The sequence below is a fragment of the Rhizobium sp. S163 genome (assembly GCF_030380805.1).
Taxonomy (GTDB): Bacteria; Pseudomonadota; Alphaproteobacteria; order Rhizobiales; family Rhizobiaceae; genus Rhizobium.
In genome coordinates, this window is the sequence record NZ_JAUDSA010000038.1 from 438,876 (window position 1) to 457,138 (window position 18,263).

The 18,263-nt window shown below is 62.9% G+C and carries 12 protein-coding genes; 1 reads left to right on the forward strand and 11 read right to left on the reverse strand.

Annotated features, from left to right (window positions below; all coding sequences use genetic code 11):
- Window positions 1-26: 26 nt before the first annotated feature.
- Window positions 27-1,379 carry a folylpolyglutamate synthase/dihydrofolate synthase family protein gene (locus QTL96_RS31060; RefSeq protein ID WP_289730424.1) on the forward strand — a complete coding sequence of 451 codons (1,353 nt, stop codon included), beginning with the start codon at window positions 27-29 and terminating at the stop codon, window positions 1,377-1,379.
- A 49-nt stretch (window positions 1,380-1,428) separates the two neighbouring features.
- On the opposite strand, the gene trxA is transcribed toward QTL96_RS31060, so the two are convergent.
- The 11 genes from trxA to QTL96_RS31115 all read right to left on the reverse strand — a co-directional run bounded on the left by trxA (window position 1,429) and on the right by QTL96_RS31115 (window position 18,240).
- Complete coding sequence (trxA, locus tag QTL96_RS31065) at window positions 1,429-1,749, reverse strand: thioredoxin (RefSeq protein WP_018901140.1); 321 nt, start codon at window positions 1,747-1,749, stop codon at window positions 1,429-1,431.
- Window positions 1,750-1,823: 74 nt separating this feature from the next.
- Window positions 1,824-5,375, reverse strand: a complete 3,552-nt coding sequence (gene addA, locus QTL96_RS31070) for a double-strand break repair helicase AddA (RefSeq protein WP_289730425.1) — start codon at window positions 5,373-5,375, stop codon at window positions 1,824-1,826.
- The gene (gene addB, locus QTL96_RS31075; RefSeq protein WP_289730426.1) at window positions 5,368-8,547 is read right to left on the reverse strand and encodes a double-strand break repair protein AddB; all 3,180 of its coding nucleotides are present in this window, start codon (window positions 8,545-8,547) and stop codon (window positions 5,368-5,370) included. The genes addA and addB overlap by 8 nt, the downstream gene beginning before the upstream one ends.
- 3 nt (window positions 8,548-8,550) lie before the next feature.
- The gene (locus QTL96_RS31080) at window positions 8,551-9,282 is read right to left on the reverse strand and encodes a nucleotidyltransferase family protein (protein WP_289730427.1); all 732 of its coding nucleotides are present in this window, start codon (window positions 9,280-9,282) and stop codon (window positions 8,551-8,553) included.
- Window positions 9,283-9,294: 12 nt separating this feature from the next.
- The gene (gene tsaE, locus QTL96_RS31085) at window positions 9,295-10,812 is read right to left on the reverse strand and encodes a tRNA (adenosine(37)-N6)-threonylcarbamoyltransferase complex ATPase subunit type 1 TsaE (RefSeq protein WP_289730428.1); all 1,518 of its coding nucleotides are present in this window, start codon (window positions 10,810-10,812) and stop codon (window positions 9,295-9,297) included.
- Window positions 10,809-13,391: a PAS domain-containing sensor histidine kinase gene (locus QTL96_RS31090; protein ID WP_289730429.1), complete on the reverse strand. Its 2,583-nt coding sequence runs from the start codon at window positions 13,389-13,391 to the stop codon at window positions 10,809-10,811. Before QTL96_RS31090 ends, tsaE begins: the two co-directional genes overlap by 4 nt.
- 201 nt (window positions 13,392-13,592) lie before the next feature.
- Window positions 13,593-14,993 (reverse strand): adenosylhomocysteinase, encoded by a 1,401-nt coding sequence (gene ahcY, locus QTL96_RS31095; protein ID WP_289730430.1) that lies wholly within the window; start codon window positions 14,991-14,993, stop codon window positions 13,593-13,595.
- Between the two features lie 166 nt (window positions 14,994-15,159).
- Complete coding sequence (locus QTL96_RS31100; RefSeq protein ID WP_018901147.1) at window positions 15,160-15,438, reverse strand: HPr family phosphocarrier protein; 279 nt, start codon at window positions 15,436-15,438, stop codon at window positions 15,160-15,162.
- 10 nt (window positions 15,439-15,448) lie between these two features.
- Window positions 15,449-15,850 (reverse strand): PTS sugar transporter subunit IIA, encoded by a 402-nt coding sequence (locus QTL96_RS31105; protein ID WP_018901148.1) that lies wholly within the window; start codon window positions 15,848-15,850, stop codon window positions 15,449-15,451.
- A gap of 153 nt (window positions 15,851-16,003) precedes the next feature.
- Window positions 16,004-16,456 (reverse strand): serine/threonine protein kinase, encoded by a 453-nt coding sequence (locus tag QTL96_RS31110; protein ID WP_289730431.1) that lies wholly within the window; start codon window positions 16,454-16,456, stop codon window positions 16,004-16,006.
- On the reverse strand, window positions 16,453-18,240 hold the full coding sequence (locus tag QTL96_RS31115; RefSeq protein ID WP_111562782.1) for a sensor histidine kinase: 1,788 nt from the start codon (window positions 18,238-18,240) through the stop codon (window positions 16,453-16,455). Before QTL96_RS31115 ends, QTL96_RS31110 begins: the two co-directional genes overlap by 4 nt.
- Window positions 18,241-18,263: the final 23 nt, after the last annotated feature.

Consider the following 18,263-nt stretch of genomic DNA (forward strand, 5'->3'; position numbering starts at 1 on the left):
CGCAAACATCACAGGCGGGTTGAGCGATGATACCCAGAGGTCAGACCGCGGTGAGCGAAGCAGCACAGGAAATCGACAAGCTTATGGGGTTGCACCCCAAGGGCTTCGATCTGTCTCTCGATCGCATTACCCGCCTGTTGGCCGTTCTCGGCGATCCGCAAAAGAAGTTGCCGCCGGTCATTCATGTGGCCGGCACCAACGGCAAGGGCTCCGTCACCGCCTTTTGTCGCGCGCTTCTGGAAGCGGGCGGCTATAGCGCCCACGTCCACACCTCGCCGCATCTCGTCAATTGGCACGAGCGCTATCGCATCGGCGTCGAGGGCGGTCGCGGAAAGCTCGTCGATGACGCGGTCTTTGCCGATGCGCTGCGCCGTGTCGCTGCCGCCAATGACGGCCAGAAGATCACCGTCTTCGAAATCCTGACGGCGGTCACCTTCATCCTGTTCTCCGAGCATCCGGCAGACGCGGCCATCATCGAAGTCGGCCTTGGCGGTCGCTTCGATGCCACCAATGTCATTTCCAATCCGGCGGTGTCGGTCATCATGCCGATCTCGCTCGATCACCAGCCCTATCTTGGCGACAGCGTCGAACTGATCGCCGCCGAAAAGGCCGGCATCATGAAGCGCAAGCGGCCTGTCGTTATCGGCAAGCAGGAATATGATGCGGCGCTCGACGTGCTGATCTCGACCGCCGAGCGTCTCGGTTGCCCGACCGCAGCCTTCGGCCAGGATTTCATGGCGCACGAGGAATACGGCCGGCTCGTCTATCAGGACGAATTCGGCCTCGCCGACCTGCCGCTGCCAAGGCTCCCCGGCCGCCACCAATATGCCAACGCTGCCGCAGCCATCCGCGCCGTAAAGGCCGCGGGCTTCACCGTCACCGAAGCGATGATGGAAAAGGCGATGGCAACGGTCGAATGGCCTGGCCGCCTGCAGAAGCTGAGCGATGGCAATCTGATCGCGAGCGCCCCCTCGGGTGCCGAGATCTGGGTCGATGGCGGCCATAATCCCGGCGCGGGCGAAGTCATCGCCGAAGCCATGGCCAATTTCGAGGAAAAGCAGCCGCGCCCGCTGTTTCTGATCATCGGCATGATCAACACCAAGGACCCGATCGGCTATTTTAACGCCTTCAAGGGCCTTGCGGAAAAGGTCTACTGCGTGCCCATTCGCGGCAGCGACGCGATGATCGACCCCGTCATTCTCGCCAATGCCGCCTATGACGCCGGCCTCGTCGCCGAGCCCATGTCTACGGTCGGCGAAGCACTGGAAGCGATCCGCGACACCGCCTTCGAGCGCGAACAGCCACCACGCATTCTGATCGGCGGATCGCTCTATCTTGTTGGCGACGTGCTTGCCGACAACGGCACACCCCCCAAATGAAAAAAGCCCGGCATCGACCGGGCTTTTTTCATTCTAATGTCCTGACAGATCAGGCCGCGCTGGAGATCCAGCTCGAAAGAGCGGTCTTCGGAGCAGCGCCAACCTTGATGTCGGCAACTTCGCCGGCCTTGAACATGGCAAGCGTCGGGATCGAGCGCACGCCGAACTGGGCGGCCAGCTCAGGATTTTCGTCGATGTTGAGCTTGGCGACCTTCACCTTGCCCTGGAACTCGACGGCGAGTTCTTCGAGGCTCGGAGCGATCATCTTGCACGGGCCGCACCATTCAGCCCAGAAATCGACAACGACGGGTTCTGCGGATTCCAGAACTTCAGCCTGGAAATTATTTATATCGACTTTCACGGTAGCCATAAGGCCGCTCCTTTAAAGGATTCCTGTTGAAGCACATGTGATGGTGCGCCGGCGGGATTTCAATGACCGGTATTTCACTTTGTTTTGAGCTGTGCAAGCGCCAATGCCATGGCCTCAGGCGTCAGCGTGTGCACGGAGCCGTTCTCGGTGTAGACGAGCACGCAATCGATCCGCTTGCCGGGATAGAGCGGCGCCATGATCGTCTGGTAAATGGCAAGCTGCGCCCGGTGTGCGAAGGGTATGGTCGCAGCCGTCTCCGGCGGCACGCGATTGGTCTTGTAATCGAGGATGACGACCCGGTCATCGAGCACCGCCAGCCGGTCGACACGACCCGAGACAGCATAGTCACGCCCGTCGAGCGTAAGCGTTCCCATGATCGAGACTTCCGCCTGTGCATGGGCCTCGAAAACCGGCTGCAGATCCGGCACGTCCAATAGTTTCAGAACCGAATCGATCAACCTGTCGCGCTCGTCCTGCGGCCAGAAACGGGCAGCGCGCTCGGCATAGCGCCTTGCCGCGTCCGCGCGCTCCGCCAGCGGTATCTCGGGCAAGGTCTGCAGCATCCGGTGCAGCAGGCGGCCTTTTTGCAGCGCGCGGTCGGATTTCGGCTTGTCGGTGAAGAGCGGCGAGGCCACGAGAAGATTGTCGGCCTCTTCGTCGATGATCGTTCCGGCTCCGGAAGGGCTGAGGGGTCGAGGGAGCTTCTTTTGCGGTGGCAGCGGGCGATTGAGGTCGAACGGCAAGGCGTCGCGGGCAGCAGTCTGCTCGACATGGTCGGCGCGCTCGAACATCCGCTCCATCGTTGGCACGCGCCATTCGACGCCCTGCCAGTCGCCGTCCGGCCCGGTAAAGGTGGCGGCTTCGACATGCGGATGGCTGTCGTCCATCGCAGCCGTTATCATCGCATGCCAGGTGTCGGTGTTGAGCCGCACGCCCCTGTAGCCGCAAACGATCAGCTGATCGGCCGCGCGCGTCATCGCCACGTAGAGAAGCCGGCGATATTCCTCTTCCGCCAACACCTGAATACGCGCGGCATCGGCCTGTGTCAGCGAATTGCTGAGATCGCCGAGCGGCACCCAGACCGGTAGCGGCGGCCGCTCGCCACTCTGCTCCAGCAGCCGCAGCTTCGGCATATGTGAATGCGTGAACGCCTTGGACCCGCCATCGACCAGAAACACGATCGGCGCCTCAAGCCCCTTCGAGGCGTGCACGGTCATGATCCGGACCTCGTTGCGGCCTTTGTCCTGCTCGCGCTTGACGACGGGGGCCTCGAGCTCAAGCGTCGAGATGAAGGACTGCAGGCCGGGCAGGGCGGCCGTCTCGTGGTCGAGCGTGAACGTCAGAAACTCGTCCAGAATGTCGCTCGCCTCGGTGCCCAGCCGCGCCAGAAACTGCCGCCGACCGCCATGAACCCCAACCACCCGGGCGTAGAAGTCGTGAACCGGGAGGCTCTTCGATTCCTCGAGAAACAGCTGGAGCCGAGCAACGACAGCCCCAAGGCGCTCGTTGCCATCCGCCCCATAGGCCTGCAGATGCGCCCACACGCTTTGGCCGTCGCCACGCAGCGCCGCCACCGCGAAGATGTCGTCTTCGTTGAGATCGAAAAGCGGGCTTTTCATAACGGCCGCCAGCGAAAGGTCGTCTTCCGGCAAGAGCAGGAAGCGGCCGAGCGCCACCAGGTCCTGGATCGCGATATGGCTGGTGAGCCGCAACCGGTCGGCGCCGGCAACCGGAATATTGCCGCGCCGCTTTAGCGCGCGCGTGAGCGCATTGACGAAGGCATCGCGCTTGCGCACGAGGACAAGGATATCGCCAGCTTCGATCAACCGCTCCTTGCCCTTTTCGATGATCGTCTTCTTGCCGACCATCATGTCGATCGTGTGCGCCATGCGCCGCGCCAGAATGGCGGCGGGTGCGCTTTCCGGCGTCGCGTCGAACGGTGCCGTCCAGTCCTCGTCCTTGATCGCGACCTCAGGCGCGATCATCTCCCACAGATCGACGGCTCCGGGGTGGCCGATACGATTGGAGCGATGCACCACCGGCTCGCCACCGGCGCTCAGTCCGCGCGCGTTGTCTGGCGGCGTGAAGATGTGGTCGACAGCAGCAAGCACGTCGGAGGTCGATCGGAAAGAGAGCGGCAATCGAACCGAGGAGAAGTCCCGACCGCTCTGCGAAACGCGTTGCCGTGTTCGCCGGCTTTCTTCCGAGAAACGTTCGGGCCGCGCGCCCTGAAACGAATAGATCGACTGCTTCTCGTCACCGACCGCAAACAGCGTGCGCACCACGTCGCGCGCACTTTCGCCGGAGAAGAAATCCTCCGCCAGCGATTGGATCACGCTCCACTGGATCGGGCTGGTGTCCTGCGCCTCGTCGACGAGAATGTGGTCGATACCCTGATCCAGCTTGTAGTGGATCCACGGCCCGACATCGCTCTTGTTCAGAAGATCGGCGGTGCGGGTGATCAGATCCTCGAAGTCGAGCTGGCTCCGCTGCTTCTTGAGGTCGTCGTAGTCGCGATTGAGCCTGTCGGCGAGCACAAGGGCAGCGCGCGTGGCGTCGAACATCCGCACGATCTTCAGCCGGTCCCGGCAGGCGACCACATGCGCACGCGCCGCGGCAATGGCATCGACAAGCTCAGGCGCCTGGGAGAGCATCGCCTTCACAGTGAACTGCCCGTCCGCTTTCGGCTCGCCCTTGGCGGTGAGAAAGATCTTTTCCAGTGTTGGAATCCGGCGAAGGATATCCGTTTCCCGCACCACACTCTTAAGCGCGGAAGCCACCTCCTGCGCCTTCGCCCCGCCCTTGAGGTCGGCGAGCTCCAGATAAAGGCTGAGCGTGCCGCCAGCCAAACCGGGCAGCGGCCAGTATTGCCCGGCGATCGCAAGCTCGGTGTCACCCTCTGAAAGGCCAAGCTCTGCCCGCAAGACATTGTCGAGGCCACCATTCTGCTCGGCGGCCTGGGTGAATGCCTTGATCGCATTGCGGTTGGCGACGATCTCACCAAGCAGCGTTTCCAGCCCGGATTCGTCGCCGAGGTTGAGAACATAGGAGAAAGCATCCGCGAGCGCCTTGTCTTCCTCGGGCGTCGTCGCCGTCAGCAGCGAGCGGCGCGCGTCGGCAAGCAGTGTCGCGGCTGCCCGGTCGTCGAGCACGGAAAAGTGCCCGGCCACGTTCGCTTCCAGCGGAAACTGATGCAGCAGCGCTTCGCAAAAGGCGTGGATGGTCTGGATCTTCAGCCCGCCCGGGGTCTCCAGCGCCTTAGCGAAAAGCCTGCGCGCCTCCGCGAGCTTGAGGAAGTCGGGCGGCGTTCCCTCGATCTGGGCAATGCGCTTGCGAAGCTCCTCGTCCGAAAGCACAGCCCATTCGGCCAGCCGATCGAACACGCGGTTCGACATTTCCGAGGCTGCCGCCTTCGTATAGGTCAGGCACAGGATCGCCGAGGGTCGGGCGCCGGATAACAGCAGGCGGATCACCCGTTGTGTCAGGACGTGCGTCTTTCCCGATCCCGCATTGGCCGAAACCCAGGCCGATCGGCGCGGGTCGGATGCGATCGATTGCTGCACCGTCGTCCAGCTGGTCCAGTCGTGCGGGTCGTCGCCCTCAGGCAGTGCCGTTTCGTCACTCATCATTGCTGGCCTCATCGCTTTCGGCCGTCGACCACTCCGAGACGCGGGCAAGGTGATCGTAATCGCCGCCGAACTCGAATTGTTGGGCGGGAATAAGCCGTGAAGTAAAGCCCTTCTCGCCGGATTGCAGCAACGCTACGAATTTCACCAGCTGATCGATGGAATCGCCGGCAAGCTCGATCGCCGATTTCGCCTTGTCGCTGCGCGCCGAGAATTCGTTGTTGACGGTATCGACCTGGAACCGACTTCCCGGCCGCAGCCGCACATAGAGCAGATCCTGTGGCACCAGCTTGCCAGCATCCATGAACCCGCCGGCCTTCAGCACCTCGGCCTCCAGCGCCAGCTGCGGATCGAGCAACGCTCGCGCCTGCGCGGGCGAGGGGTTGTAGCCCGTCTTGTAGTCGATCAAATCGGCGGAGTGGGGCCCGGTGATATCGATCCGGTCGGCAACGCCGCTCAGCCGGATATCGACCTGCTCAAGCTGCATGGCGCCGCGCACTTCGGTGAGCGTCCGCTGAAGCCCCGGCCGCCGCTCTGCTTCCCAGGCGAGGAACGAGCGCGCCACCTCGCGGAAACGCGGACGCCAGACGGCATCGATATGCGCCGGCAGCTGCTCCATGTCGAACAGCTCGGTGAGGATGCGCTCCATCGCCGCCGTTCCGTCAGGCGTGCCGGCGATGTTGCCCTCGCGGATGAACCGGTCGATGATCTTGTGATAGAGCGTCCCGCGCTCGGCAGCTCCGGGATCGCGGTTGAAGGCATCGACTGCGTCGAGCTTCAAAACGCGGCGCGCATAGATCGCATAGGGGTCGCGCCGAAGCCGGCCGACCTCGCTGAACGAGTAGGATTTCGGCTGCACCTCGCGTGGCGGCGTCGGGCTCGGTCGCTGCGCCGGCGCTTGCCGCTGCCCCTCGTCGAGCAGACCCGCCCAGTGCACGAACTGCTCTCCCCGATCCTTCAGCGTCGCTTCGAAACTCTTCCCGCAAAAGGCCATCAGCCGCTGCAGCCAGCGAGAGGCGACGGTGGGCGTCGAGCCCTTGCGGAGTGCGCGGGTATAGACCAGGTGCCGCGTTCCGTTGGCCATCTCGAAGTCATGCGCCAGCTGGCCGATACGGCGCTCCGGCGGCTCCAACCCGATCTCTGTCTTCATCGATCGCGAGATGAAGGGATTGTTGGCGGTCTGGCCCGGCCAAGAACCCTCGTTCAAGCCGCCGAGGATCAGCGTATCGACGCTCTGCAGGCGCGCTTCCAGCGTGCCGAAGATGAACAGCCGCGGATGGCTGAGCGCTTGCGGTTTCACCGCCTGTCCGGCCGAGAGCGCCGCCATGATATCGATCCACTGCGCGCCGTCCGCCTCGATCTGGCCGTCGGTCCCGATCACCTCTCCAAGCAAAGTCGCCAGCGTGTCGCCCGCCTCGCCCGACCAGAGCCCGGAGAGATCGCCCTTCTCGTCGCGTGCGACCGCCTCAATGGCGCGGCCGGCGCGGTCAGCCCAGTCGGAAAGCGTGAAACGTGTGGTCAGGCCGCGACCAGCGGTTTCATGGCGCACCAGAGCGGAAGCGAGCGGCTCGGTTGCTGCACCCACCCGGCGGGCGAGATCGCGCGCCAGATCGATCGCGTGGACGGGAAGGGCCTTGCGCCAATGCGGCGCGTGCCGGTCGAGCGCCTGTTCGGAAAGCTGGTGTTCGAGAAGCGGCCCAAGCGCGCTAATATCGACCTCCGCCACGCCGCCACGCAAGGCCAGCAATTCGAGCGCAGCCACCGCCTCGGAAAGCGCGCCGCGCTCCAGCCCGAAGCGCGCCAAGGGATGCTTGAGAAGGCTGACGATCGCTACCGGATCGCCCGGTCGCAGCGCCGCTTCGAGCAGCAGCTGCAGCAGGGTTCCCTGCGGCATCGCTGCAAGCGGCGTGCCGGCGGAATCGTCGGCAATGATGCCGAAGCGCGAAAGCTCCGCCATCACGCGGCGGGCGAGGTTGCGGTCCGGCGTAATCAGCGCCGCGCGGCTTTCGCCGTCCTTTCCCGGCTGTTCCAATGCCAGCCGAAGCGCAATGGCGATCGCCGTCGCCTCTTCGCGCTCATTGCCGGCTTCGATCAGCGATACATCGGCAAAGGCGGCCGCAATATCGCTCTCCGAAAGCATTTCCTTCCACCGGCTCCAATCGCTGGTCGCCTCGGATGGAGACAGCGCATGCGAGAGGATCTGCGCGCGCACAGCAAGCGCGTCGGGTGCGTTCGCAAGTGTCGAAACATCCTCGCGAGTCAGGCTTAGGCGCTTCAAAAGCTGTGCTAGGCCATATTGCGAGTGGCTGCGGCTCGCAGCATCAGCCTTATCGGGCGCGACCATACGCCAGTGCTCATCGGGCATGCCGACATCGAGACCGGGCAGGACGATCACGCCCTCGCGCCGCGCCGCCACCGCCGCGATCAGATCGGCCGTTGCCGGCACCGAACCGGTCGATCCGGCGATAATGATCGGCCCGCTTTCCGGCATCGTCGCGATGCGGTTGGCTTCCGCTCTCAGGATCGCGTTGCGGTGCCGCGCCGGCGAGGACTTGCCGAGCTCGTTCAGGCGTTCCGGCCAGAAGGCGCTGGCGATCTGCAGAAACTCCGCCGTCAGCTGCCACCACAGCGCATGATCCCTCGCGCTCAGCGTCGCAAGTTCGCTCCAGTCGCGATCCTCGGTCTCGATGGAATCGATCAGCTCGGCCAGGTTTCTGGCAAGCCAGATCGCGTCGGCCGGGCTGGCGGGCGCAACAAGCGGCGAATCCGAGTGGATGCTGCGCACGATCTCCGGCAGCTTGTTGCGCCAGGCGAGAATGAGCCGCGCAAGTTCCAGGAGGCGTGCGGTGTTGGAAAGCGGCTGCGCGAGATCGAGCGTCGCCGGCAGCGCTTCGTCGAAATAGCCGCTATCGTCATCCGTCTCGCCAAGCGGCCGGATGATCGGCAGGATCGCGGACCGCCCACCCAGCAGATCGACGAACTCCGAGCGCAGCACGCGCACGGCGCGCCGCGTCGGCAGATAGATCGTCACCTTGGAAAGTGATAGCGGATCGCTCGGGTCATGGCGAAACAGCGGTGTCAGCCGTCCGTCGCAGAGCGTCTCTGCCAGGGTCGCGAGAAAGGGCAGCCCTGCCGGTATTGTGAGAACCCTGGGCTGGTGCCGCTCGCTCATGGCCTATGCCAACGCCCGGTAACGCCGGATCGTCTCTTCCGCATCGCCGATTGCCTCGGGCGTGCCGACGGTAAGCCAGTGTCCCTCGAGCATCATGCCGTAGAGCCGGTCGCGCGCGATCGCCTTGTCGAAATAGATGTTGAGATTGAAGGCGTCATCAGGCGCGTCGTCCAGAAACGCCGTCTGCATGGCAATCGCCCCGGCATAGACCACAGGGTCGGGACCATCGGCGCGAACACGGCTCAGCCGGCCAGCCTTATCGCGGTTGAAGTCGTTCTTTCCGTTATGCCCGGTCGTGTCCTCGAGATTGACACACAGCATCGCCATGTCCATCCGGTCCGCATCGAAGAATCCGGCTAAGCGCCGCAGGTTGCTCGGTCGGTCTCGCCGCTCGCCGATCCAGAAGAGATCGGCATTGGTGACGAACACGGGGCCGCGATCGAGCAGCTTCAAGCCCTTCGCCAAGCCGCCGCCGTTGTTCATCAGGCCGGCGCGCTCGTCGGAGATGATGATCTCGAGCGCCTTGTAGCGGCTGAGATGGTCGAGCATCTGGTCTGCGTGATGGTGGACATTGACCACCGCCTTCTCGACGCCCGCTTCGGCGAGCGAATCCAGCGCATAGTCGATCATCGCCTTGCCGTCGATTTTCACCAGCGGCTTGGGGATCGTATCGGTAATCGGGCGCATACGGGTGCCGAGACCGGCAGCCAGCACCATGGCTTGTTTGATGGTCATATCGTCCGAAACTTATGATTCGCTGGTGACTATTCCAGTCCTTACGCACCACTCGCGCAAGGGGGCAAGCGTTTCATGCTGAAGCGCCACGCTCAAATAGGAGAGCGTGCGCGGCATGTGCTTCATATAGCCAGGTTTTCCGTCGCGCTGCATCAACCGAACCCATAGGCCGGCGAGCTTGCAATTGCGCTGCGCCGACATGATTGCCCAGCTTTTCAGGAAGCCTGCCTCGTCGAATCCGCCCTGCGCGCGGCGCAGCGACAGATAGTGCTCCATCAGCCGGTCGAAGAGATGAGGCTCGATGGTCACGCGCGCATCCTGGGCGATCGAGGCGAGATCGTAGGCCGTCGGCCCGATCATCGCGTCCTGGAAATCGATCAGGCCGACCCGCTTTACGCCGATCTCGTCTTCCCGCCAGATGATATTGGGCGAATGAAAATCGCGCAGCAGCAGGTTCTTCTCGGCCGCATCGAGCTGGTCGATCAGCGCGTCCCAGATCGCCAGATATTCGTCGCGCTCCGCATCGGTCACCGGCGCCCCATCGCGTTTCCACGGCAGATGCCAGTCAAGCACCAACCGCACTTCCATCTTCATGGCGGTGCGGTCGAAATCCGGGATGTGGTGCACATGCTCGTCGGTGACGCGGATATCCTGCGGGATAGCTTGCGCATGCAGGGCCGCAAGGCATGCGACGCTTTCGAGATAGCGCTCGGCAATCGGCTGGCCGTTCTCGTCGAGAACCCCATCGCTGCCGAGATCCTCGATCAGCAGAATGCCCTGCTCGTAATCGACGTCATGGATCAGCGGCGTCGCGAAGCCGCGCTCGCGCAACACGTCGGCAATGGCGACGAAGGGATAGGCGTTCTCGGCAATATGCGCCACCTTCGGGTAGGGCTTGCCATCGAGCACCGGCGGCCCTTCCGGCAGCGGCGGCCAGTCCATCAGGATGCGGCGCACGCCGTCGTCTGGATAGATCGCCTCGTAGGCCCGTAGCGACGCGTCGCCCGTGAGAAACCGGCGCTTGGCAAGAGGGTAGCCGGCTGCGGCGAGAAAGGCGCGAATGGCGAGCACGCGTTTGATCCGCGCGGCCTGCTTTTCGGGCGCGGCGATCGTCGCCCGGCGTCCCACACCTTCATGCGTCAGCGTCAGCACGATCCGGTAACCAGGCAGCTCGCTCTCGGCCATCTCCGGCCATTCCACCAGACAGATCCCGCCCTGCAGCGCCTCATCGAAGCCGAGTTCGGTCAGTTCGGCGGCATCGCCAAGCCGGTAGAGATCGAAATGCGCGACGGGAATGCGCAAATCGTAGGATTGGACGAGCGTGAAGGTCGGGCTCGGTACTTCGAGCTCAGCGTCGTCGGCAATCGCGCGAATAAGCGCCCGCGATAGCGAGGACTTGCCGGCGCCGAGGTCGCCCGATAGCGCGAGGCAATCGCCCGGCTTCAGCGCCAGCGCCAGATCCTCGCCGAGACGGTCGGTCGCTGCCTCGTCTGCGAGGAAAAGCGAGATGACAGGCGCGCTTGTCGTCATTCGGCGGCGGCGTAGGAGGGGAGGTTGGCCGAAGGAATCCGGCAAATGACCGTCGTTCCCTTGCCCGGCTGGCTGTCGATGACGACCTGGCCGTTATGAAGGTTGACGAAGCTGTCGACGATCGACAGACCGAGGCCTGCACCGCCACGCTTGCCGCTCTTGGCCCCCGTCGCGAAGCGGTCGAAAACGGTCGAGATCATCTCTTGCGAGATGCCCGGGCCCTGATCGGTCACGCTGAAAACGAAGTCCGTTCCCTCGCGCTGGCAGGCCAGCGATATCGAGGCGCCCTCCGGCGAGAAATTCGCGGCATTGGAGAGAAGCTTGACCAGGATCTGCTTCAGGCGTTGCGGATCGGCGATGATCGAACCGAGCCGTGCGGGCGCCGTGATCTCCAGCGTCACGCCGCTTTCCTGCAGGCGGTCGGCGATCTGGATCGAGACGTCGTCGAGCAGGTCGCCGAGGTCGATCTCCGAATAATTCAACCGCATGATGCCGGCATCGACGGTCGCGAGATCGAGAATGTCGTTCACCAGCGTCAGCAGCACCGAGGAGGAGGTGGAGATATGGTCGATATACTCCGCCTGCCGCTCGTTGAGATCGCCGAGCCCCGGCGTGCGCAGCAGGTCGGTAAAGCCGATGATGTTGGTCAGCGGCGAGCGCAGCTCGTAGGAGACGTGCTGGACGAAATCGTTCTTCAGCTCGTCGGCCTTGCGCAGAGCGTCGTTCTTTTCCGTAAGCGCGCGTTCGGCGCGAACGCTATCCGTCATGTTGACGAAGGTCAGCATCGTCTGCGCGTTCGGCAGCGGAATGACGGCGTAATCGAGCACGAGGCCGGAGAACAGCTCCAGCGTTCCCTGGCTTGAGCGACGCTCGTCGTCGAAGCTGGTGATCAGCTCGGCAAAAGTCTTCCAGCCATCGGGCTTGTCGTAGGAGGGCGCGCAGGCATCGCCCAGCGCCCGGATATGCGTACCCGGCTTCGCTTCCGCTACGGTAATGCCCCAGAGCGCCCGGAATGCGGGGTTCGACAACTGAATACGCCCGTCGGGACCGAACACCGCCACGCCTTCGGACAGATGATCGATCGTTTCGCCCTGAACCTTCACCAGCGTATTGTAACGCGTCTCGAGATCGACCTGTTCGGTCAGGTTTTCGAACACCCAGGTGGCGCCGCCCTGCGGATGCGCGGTCGCGAAGACGCGCAGCGTCTGGCCGTTCGGCAGATGCCAGAGGTCGGATTGCGTATCGAGCGCCCGGTAAACCGAAAGTGCGGTCTCTTTCCAGGTCTTCCAGTTCAGCTGGTCCGGCAGCTTCTTGGCGGCGCGCAGGCGCTCCAGCAGCTCGGCATTGTCAGGCTTGCTCTCAAGGAATGCGATATCGAGCTGCCACAGCGTCACGAAAGCCTGGTTGTAGAACTGCAGGCGCTGGTCGCCGTCGAAGATCGCGACCGGGGTCGCGAGGTGGTCGAGCGTCTCGGCGTGGCTCTTCAGCGTCCGTTCCAGCTCGGCGCGAACGGTCTCGACGCCGGAGACATCGACCGCGATGCCGGCCGAACCGCTCGGAACCTTCACATCGACAACGTCGAGGAAGGTGCGGTTGCCGTGGATGACGGTCGAGATTTTGTCGTGGAACGGCGATTCCGGCGTGGCGACGGCGCGGATGCGCTCGCGCGCAATGGTCGTCAGGATCTCGCGGCCTTCGGAGATCGCCTCGTCGGGTGATGCGGCGTCGACGGCAGCGCCATAGGCGTGGTTCACCCAGGTTAGCCGGCCTTCGGTGTCGCGCTGCCAAGCCGGCAGGTCGATGGAATCAAGCAACCCCTGAAACGCCGAGATCGACGACATCAGCCGGTCGCGCTCGATCTTCAGTTCGGCAAGCTCGGCGCGCAGATTGTTCAGCGCTACGAAGCGAACGAAGGCGCGGCCGCCGGAAACCCGGCCCTGCGCTTCCAGAACCTCTTCGCGGTGGGTCTCGACGACGATGTCGAAGCTCTTGGCCGACTGCCGCAAGCCGTCGATGGCGCGGTCGAGTTCCGATGCCGAGCGTGGCTTCAGCCAGAGGCCAAATGCCAGGAATTCATTGTCCTGCGGTGCGCCGGTCTCGGCCGGCAGCTGTCCCAGCAGTTCGGGACGCTCGTCGCCGTCCCAGATCACGATGCGGCGGTTCTTGTCGGCGATCAGCGCCTGATACTGCGAAATGCGCTGCTGCGCATCCGATAGCGCGGAACGGATCTCGCGGCCTTCGCTCTCGAGATTGCCGCGCTGGCGCACGACCCAGAGCGTGGAAAGAAGGGCTGCCGAGATGACGCCGATCACGACGGAGAAACCGACGACCTGCGTGGAGGTGAAAAGATGCGGAGACGTGGCAGCCTCTGACGCCGCCTGTGCGAAAACCGGCTGGGCGATTGACGCCATTGCAGTCCCCGCGGCAAAGATCCTTGCCACCCGAGCCAACAAGCCTGATCGCTGCGTCGACGCCTTGCGGGCATCGACCGGTTTTCCATTGCCCGGGTGATCAGTGCAGCAAGACGGGTAAACGCCGTCTTCTGCCTGTTTGACCAGGCGGTGCATCATTTCCGACATGCGCGGTATGTCTCCGTCCTTTTGTGCCGCATTACGACAAGACATCCCATTTTCGAAGCAAACGGACGCGTCCGTCTCCACGAATCGAGTGTTAAAACAATACTTCGGATAGGATTCGTCGGGAAGATGTGTGCCAAAAAATAAGGGTGCGGCATTTGTCAATGCCGCACCCTCTAGATGTTGTGGATATCAGATCCGCTATTAGTATCTGTAGTGGTCAGCCTTGAACGGACCCTGCGGCGTGACGCCGATGTAGGATGCCTGTTCTTCCGAAAGCTGCGTCAGCTTGACGCCGAGCTTGGCGAGATGCAGGCGCGCGACCTTCTCGTCGAGGTGCTTCGGCAGGATGTAGACCTGGTTCTGGTACTGGCCGGGCTTGGTGAAGAGCTCGATCTGCGCCAGCGTCTGGTTCGTGAACGAAGCCGACATGACGAAGGACGGATGGCCCGTCGCGTTGCCGAGGTTCAGCAGGCGGCCTTCCGAAAGCAGGATGATGCGGTTGCCCTTCGGGAATTCGATCAGGTCGACCTGCGGCTTGATGTTGGTCCACTTCAGGTTACGCAGGGCGGCAACTTCGATTTCGTTGTCGAAGTGGCCGATGTTGCCGACGATCGCCATGTCCTTCATCGCGCGCATGTGGTCGATGCGGATGACGTCCTTGTTGCCGGTCGTGGTGATGAAGATGTCGGCGGTCGAGACGACGTCTTCGAGCGTGACGACTTCGAAGCCGTCCATGGCAGCCTGCAGTGCGCAGATCGGGTCGACTTCCGTGACCTTGACGCGTGCGCCGGCGCCGAGCAGCGAAGCGGCCGAGCCCTTGCCGACGTCGCCGTAACCGCAGACGACGGCAACCTTGCCGGCCATCATCACGTCGGTGCCGCGGCGGATGCCGTCAACCAGCGATTCCTTGCAGCCGTACTTGTTGTCGAATTTCGACTTGGTGACGGAGTCGTTGACGTTGATGGCAGGGAAGGGCAGCAGGCCCTTCTGGGAAAGCTGGTACAGACGGTTGACACCCGTGGTGGTTTCTTCGGTGACGCCCTTGATCGCGTCGCGCTGCTTGGTGAACCAGCCAGGCGAAGCGGCAAGGCGCTTCTTGATCTGTGCGAAGAGGATCTCTTCTTCTTCCGAGTGCGGGTTCGACAGCACGTCTTCGCCGGCTTCGGCGCGGGCGCCGAGCAGGATGTACATGGTAGCGTCGCCACCGTCATCGAGGATCATGTTGGAGAGGCCGCCATCGGCCCACTGGAAGATCTGGTCGGTGTAGACCCAGTAGTCGTGCAGCGACTCGCCCTTGACGGCGAAAACAGGAACGCCCGAAGCAGCGATCGCGGCAGCGGCGTGGTCCTGCGTCGAGAAGATGTTGCACGACGCCCAGCGCACTTCGGCGCCGAGAGCAACCAGCGTCTCGATGAGCACGGCCGTCTGGATCGTCATGTGCAGCGAGCCGGTGATGCGCGCGCCCTTGAGCGGCTTCGATGCGCCGAACTCTTCGCGGCAGGACATCAGGCCCGGCATTTCGGTTTCAGCGATCGTGATTTCCTTGCGGCCGAAGTCTGCGAGGCCGATATCGGCGACGACGTAATCTTTTTCAGTGCTCATTGGGTTCTCCATGCTGAAAGCGTCTCAGATGCGAAGGCGCGAAACGAGGTCGCGCGACGAAAAGCTCCGCGCAGGCGCGGTCATGCCAGCCGTTTAGCAGGCTTCTATGACGAAGGCAATAATGATATAAAGAAGTCTTTATATGTTTATATGGTCCGGCGGACCGTTACATATCTTCGCCGAACTTGTTCTGGATCAGCTGGTCCAGCGCGTCGAGCGCCTGTTCGGCCTGGTTGCCGCTGGCCGAGACCAAAACGCTTGAGCCAGGGCTCGCGGCCAGCATCATCAGTCCCATGATCGAGTTGCCGCCAACGGTCATCCCATCTTTCGACACGGTGATCGAAGCGTCGAAGGTTTCGACCGTCTGCACGAATTTCGCCGAAGCGCGCGCATGCAGGCCACGCTTGTTGATGATGAGAATTTCGCGGGAGAGCTGGACGGTCATCTGGGGCTCGTTACTTGCCGCTCAAGACGCGGCTGGCGACATTGATGTATTTGCGGCCGGCTTCGGATGCCTCGGCGAGCGCCTTTTCCATATTGTCCTCGCCGCGCACGCCGGCGAGCTTGATCAGCATTGGCAGGTTCATGCCGGCGATCACCTCGGTATGTCCGCTGCTCATCACGGAGATCGCCAGATTGGAAGGGGTACCACCGAACATGTCGGTCAGGATGACCACGCCATGGCCGTCATCGGCGTTTGCAACAGCGCCCAGAATGTCCTGGCGTCGCTGATCCATGTCGTCTTCGGGGCCGATACAGACCGTCTCGATGAATTTCTGAGGACCGACAACATGTTCGACCGCATGACGAAACTCTTCAGCCAGCTTGCCGTGAGTGACAAGCACAAGTCCGATCATGATACTACTGCTCCCAATGGCGTATGCAAACGGTAGGCCCAATATCGCAACGCAGCAATCGCGTCCACCGTGGGGGCACATCTTGGCTATGAAAAGCCGAATGGCAAGACAAAAATGCACGGTTTCGCGCGCCAGCTGCCGGTTTCGTGGGCATTAGCGCCCGATTTCGGGTGCTTTGGCTATCAATACCGCCAGTGGAAGCGGCACATTAGCCAGCAACCGAATGACGGGCAGCGTGATACCCTGCGAAACCACGGTCGTCTCGCCCTCCGGCGGCACGCGGTCTTCCCCCGAAACATGGCCGGGGAGCACCGCATAATGCATAGGCGCTTCCTGGATAAAGGGGAGGCGGACAATACCGGTTCCGCGCAGCTCGATCAGCCCTTGTATGGAAGGCGGGCAGGTCGCGATCGCAATCGTGTCCCGCGCCGAGATCAACACCTGATCGTCGGCGACCAGCGCGGCATCAATCCCGATCCTCTTAGCCTCGGTAAGGCAGGCAAAAGCGAGCATCGATTTGCCCCAGCCCGATGGCCCCATGAAGAGAAGCCCGGTCTTGCCGACGACGATCGCCGTCGCGTGAATATTGACCGGGGCCGTGGTCATGAGTTGGGATCTGCGGGCAGCGCAAGCGTGAAGCGGGCGCCGACCACTTCTTCGGTCTCCGCGTCAATGATGTTTTCAGCGCGTAGCGAACCGCCATGCGCTTCAGCGATCTGCCGGCTGATAGACAGGCCTAGGCCTGAGTTCTGGCCAAAGCCTTCGGACTCGGGCCTGTCGGTATAGAAGCGTTCGAAGATGCGGTCGATATTCTCGGCCTGAATGCCGGGGCCGTTATCCTCGATATAGACGATGCAGCGCGAGCGGGTGCGCACCAGACGAACGGTGATTTTCCCGTCCTGGTCGGAGACGAAGGAGCGCGCGTTCTCGATCAGGTTGGTGACGATCTGACCGATGCGCAGGTCGTGGCCGTTAACCAGGAAGCGCGTCTTCACGCCGGGCTTGCGCTCGATCGCGAATTCGATCTGCACTTCCTTCTTGCGGTTGCGGATCTGCCGCGAGATCTCCACGAGATCGCGAAGCAGAACTTCCAGATCCACCGATCCCGCATCGACGCGGGCAAGCTCGGCATCGAGGCGCGAGGCGTCGGAGATGTCGCTGATCAGGCGGTCGAGGCGGCGCACGTCGTGCTGGATGACATCCATCAACCGCTTCTTGGAATCGTCCGATTTCGCCAGCGGCAGCGTCTCGACGGCGCTGCGCAGCGATGTTAGCGGGTTCTTCAACTCGTGGCTGACATCTGCCGCGAAGCTCTCGATCGCATCGATACGGTCGTAGAGCGCGGTCGTCATGTCGCGCAGCGCGATCGACAGGTTGCCGATCTCGTCCTGGCGAACCGAGAAATCAGGGATTTCCTCGCGCTCCTTGGAGCCGCGACGCACGCGGATCGCCGCGGCCGAGAGACGGCGCAGCGGGTTGGCGATCGTCGACGACAGCACGAGCGACAGGAGCACGTTGACCAGCGTCGCGACGCCGAAGACGCGCATGATGCCGAGACGCTCGGCGTGGACGATGTTGTCGATATCGCCGGCCTGCGTCGATAGCAGCAGCACGCCGAGCACGGCGCGAAAGCGCTGGATCGGCACGGCGACGGAGACGATCAGCTCGCCCTTTTCCGTGGTGCGGACGACAGCGCCGCGCACACCGGTCAGCGCGTTCATGACTTCAGGATAGATCGAGCCGTCGCCGCCGGGCGCTTCCTTGTAAAGCGGCAGGTTGCCCGGCTGCAGAACCTTGTTGAAGATCGTCGTGAACCACTCGCCCCAGGTCTGCTCCTCATCGGCAACCGGCGGAAGGTCGAAGCGCAGCACCTGACCGCGCGAGTAGAGATGACGCGAATCGAGCAGCAGGTTCGCATCGGCATCGAAGATGCGCGCGCGTGTGCGGGTCGGTGAGATCAGCCGACGCAGAACCGGCGCGACCTTTTCCGGGTCGATCGGGAATTCCAGGTCCTCGTCATTCGGAACCGGGGTAATGCTCTGGCCGGCCTGCAGTTCCAGAAGCTTTTCGGGATCGATGGTGATCGAGTTGGTATCGACCGAGGCCGAAGCCGAGACCGCGCCGGCGATGATCTCACCCTGCGTCAACAGGCTCTCGACGCGGGCGTCGATCAGCCCCTCGCGAAACTGGTTGAGATAGAGAATGCCGCCGACAAGAACGACGAGGGCTGCGAGATTGAAGAAAAGGATGCGGCGCGTCAGGCTGGAAAAGACGGCGTTGCCGAAGATACGGCGAATGATCGTGAAGGGATGCGACCAGCGTCGTCCCCTGACGCGTCGGCCTACGCCGTCTGCGTCATCCAGATCCTTCTCCTGCACCAACTGTGCCAACGACAGCCCTTTCGAAGAGCGGG

Excerpts from the sequence above, each read along its gene's own strand:
- QTL96_RS31060 (WP_289730424.1), top strand. The coding sequence starts at position 27 with ATGATACCCAGAGGTCAGACCGCGGTGAGCGAAGCAGCACAGGAAATC.
- trxA (WP_018901140.1), bottom strand. The coding sequence starts at position 1,749 with ATGGCTACCGTGAAAGTCGATATAAATAATTTCCAGGCTGAAGTTCTG.
- addA (WP_289730425.1), bottom strand. The coding sequence starts at position 5,375 with ATGAGTGACGAAACGGCACTGCCTGAGGGCGACGACCCGCACGACTGG.
- addB (WP_289730426.1), bottom strand. The coding sequence starts at position 8,547 with ATGAGCGAGCGGCACCAGCCCAGGGTTCTCACAATACCGGCAGGGCTG.
- QTL96_RS31080 (WP_289730427.1), bottom strand. The coding sequence starts at position 9,282 with ATGACCATCAAACAAGCCATGGTGCTGGCTGCCGGTCTCGGCACCCGT.
- tsaE (WP_289730428.1), bottom strand. The coding sequence starts at position 10,812 with ATGACGACAAGCGCGCCTGTCATCTCGCTTTTCCTCGCAGACGAGGCA.
- QTL96_RS31090 (WP_289730429.1), bottom strand. The coding sequence starts at position 13,391 with ATGTCGGAAATGATGCACCGCCTGGTCAAACAGGCAGAAGACGGCGTT.
- ahcY (WP_289730430.1), bottom strand. The coding sequence starts at position 14,993 with ATGAGCACTGAAAAAGATTACGTCGTCGCCGATATCGGCCTCGCAGAC.
- QTL96_RS31100 (WP_018901147.1), bottom strand. The coding sequence starts at position 15,438 with ATGACCGTCCAGCTCTCCCGCGAAATTCTCATCATCAACAAGCGTGGC.
- QTL96_RS31105 (WP_018901148.1), bottom strand. The coding sequence starts at position 15,850 with ATGATCGGACTTGTGCTTGTCACTCACGGCAAGCTGGCTGAAGAGTTT.
- QTL96_RS31110 (WP_289730431.1), bottom strand. The coding sequence starts at position 16,456 with ATGACCACGGCCCCGGTCAATATTCACGCGACGGCGATCGTCGTCGGC.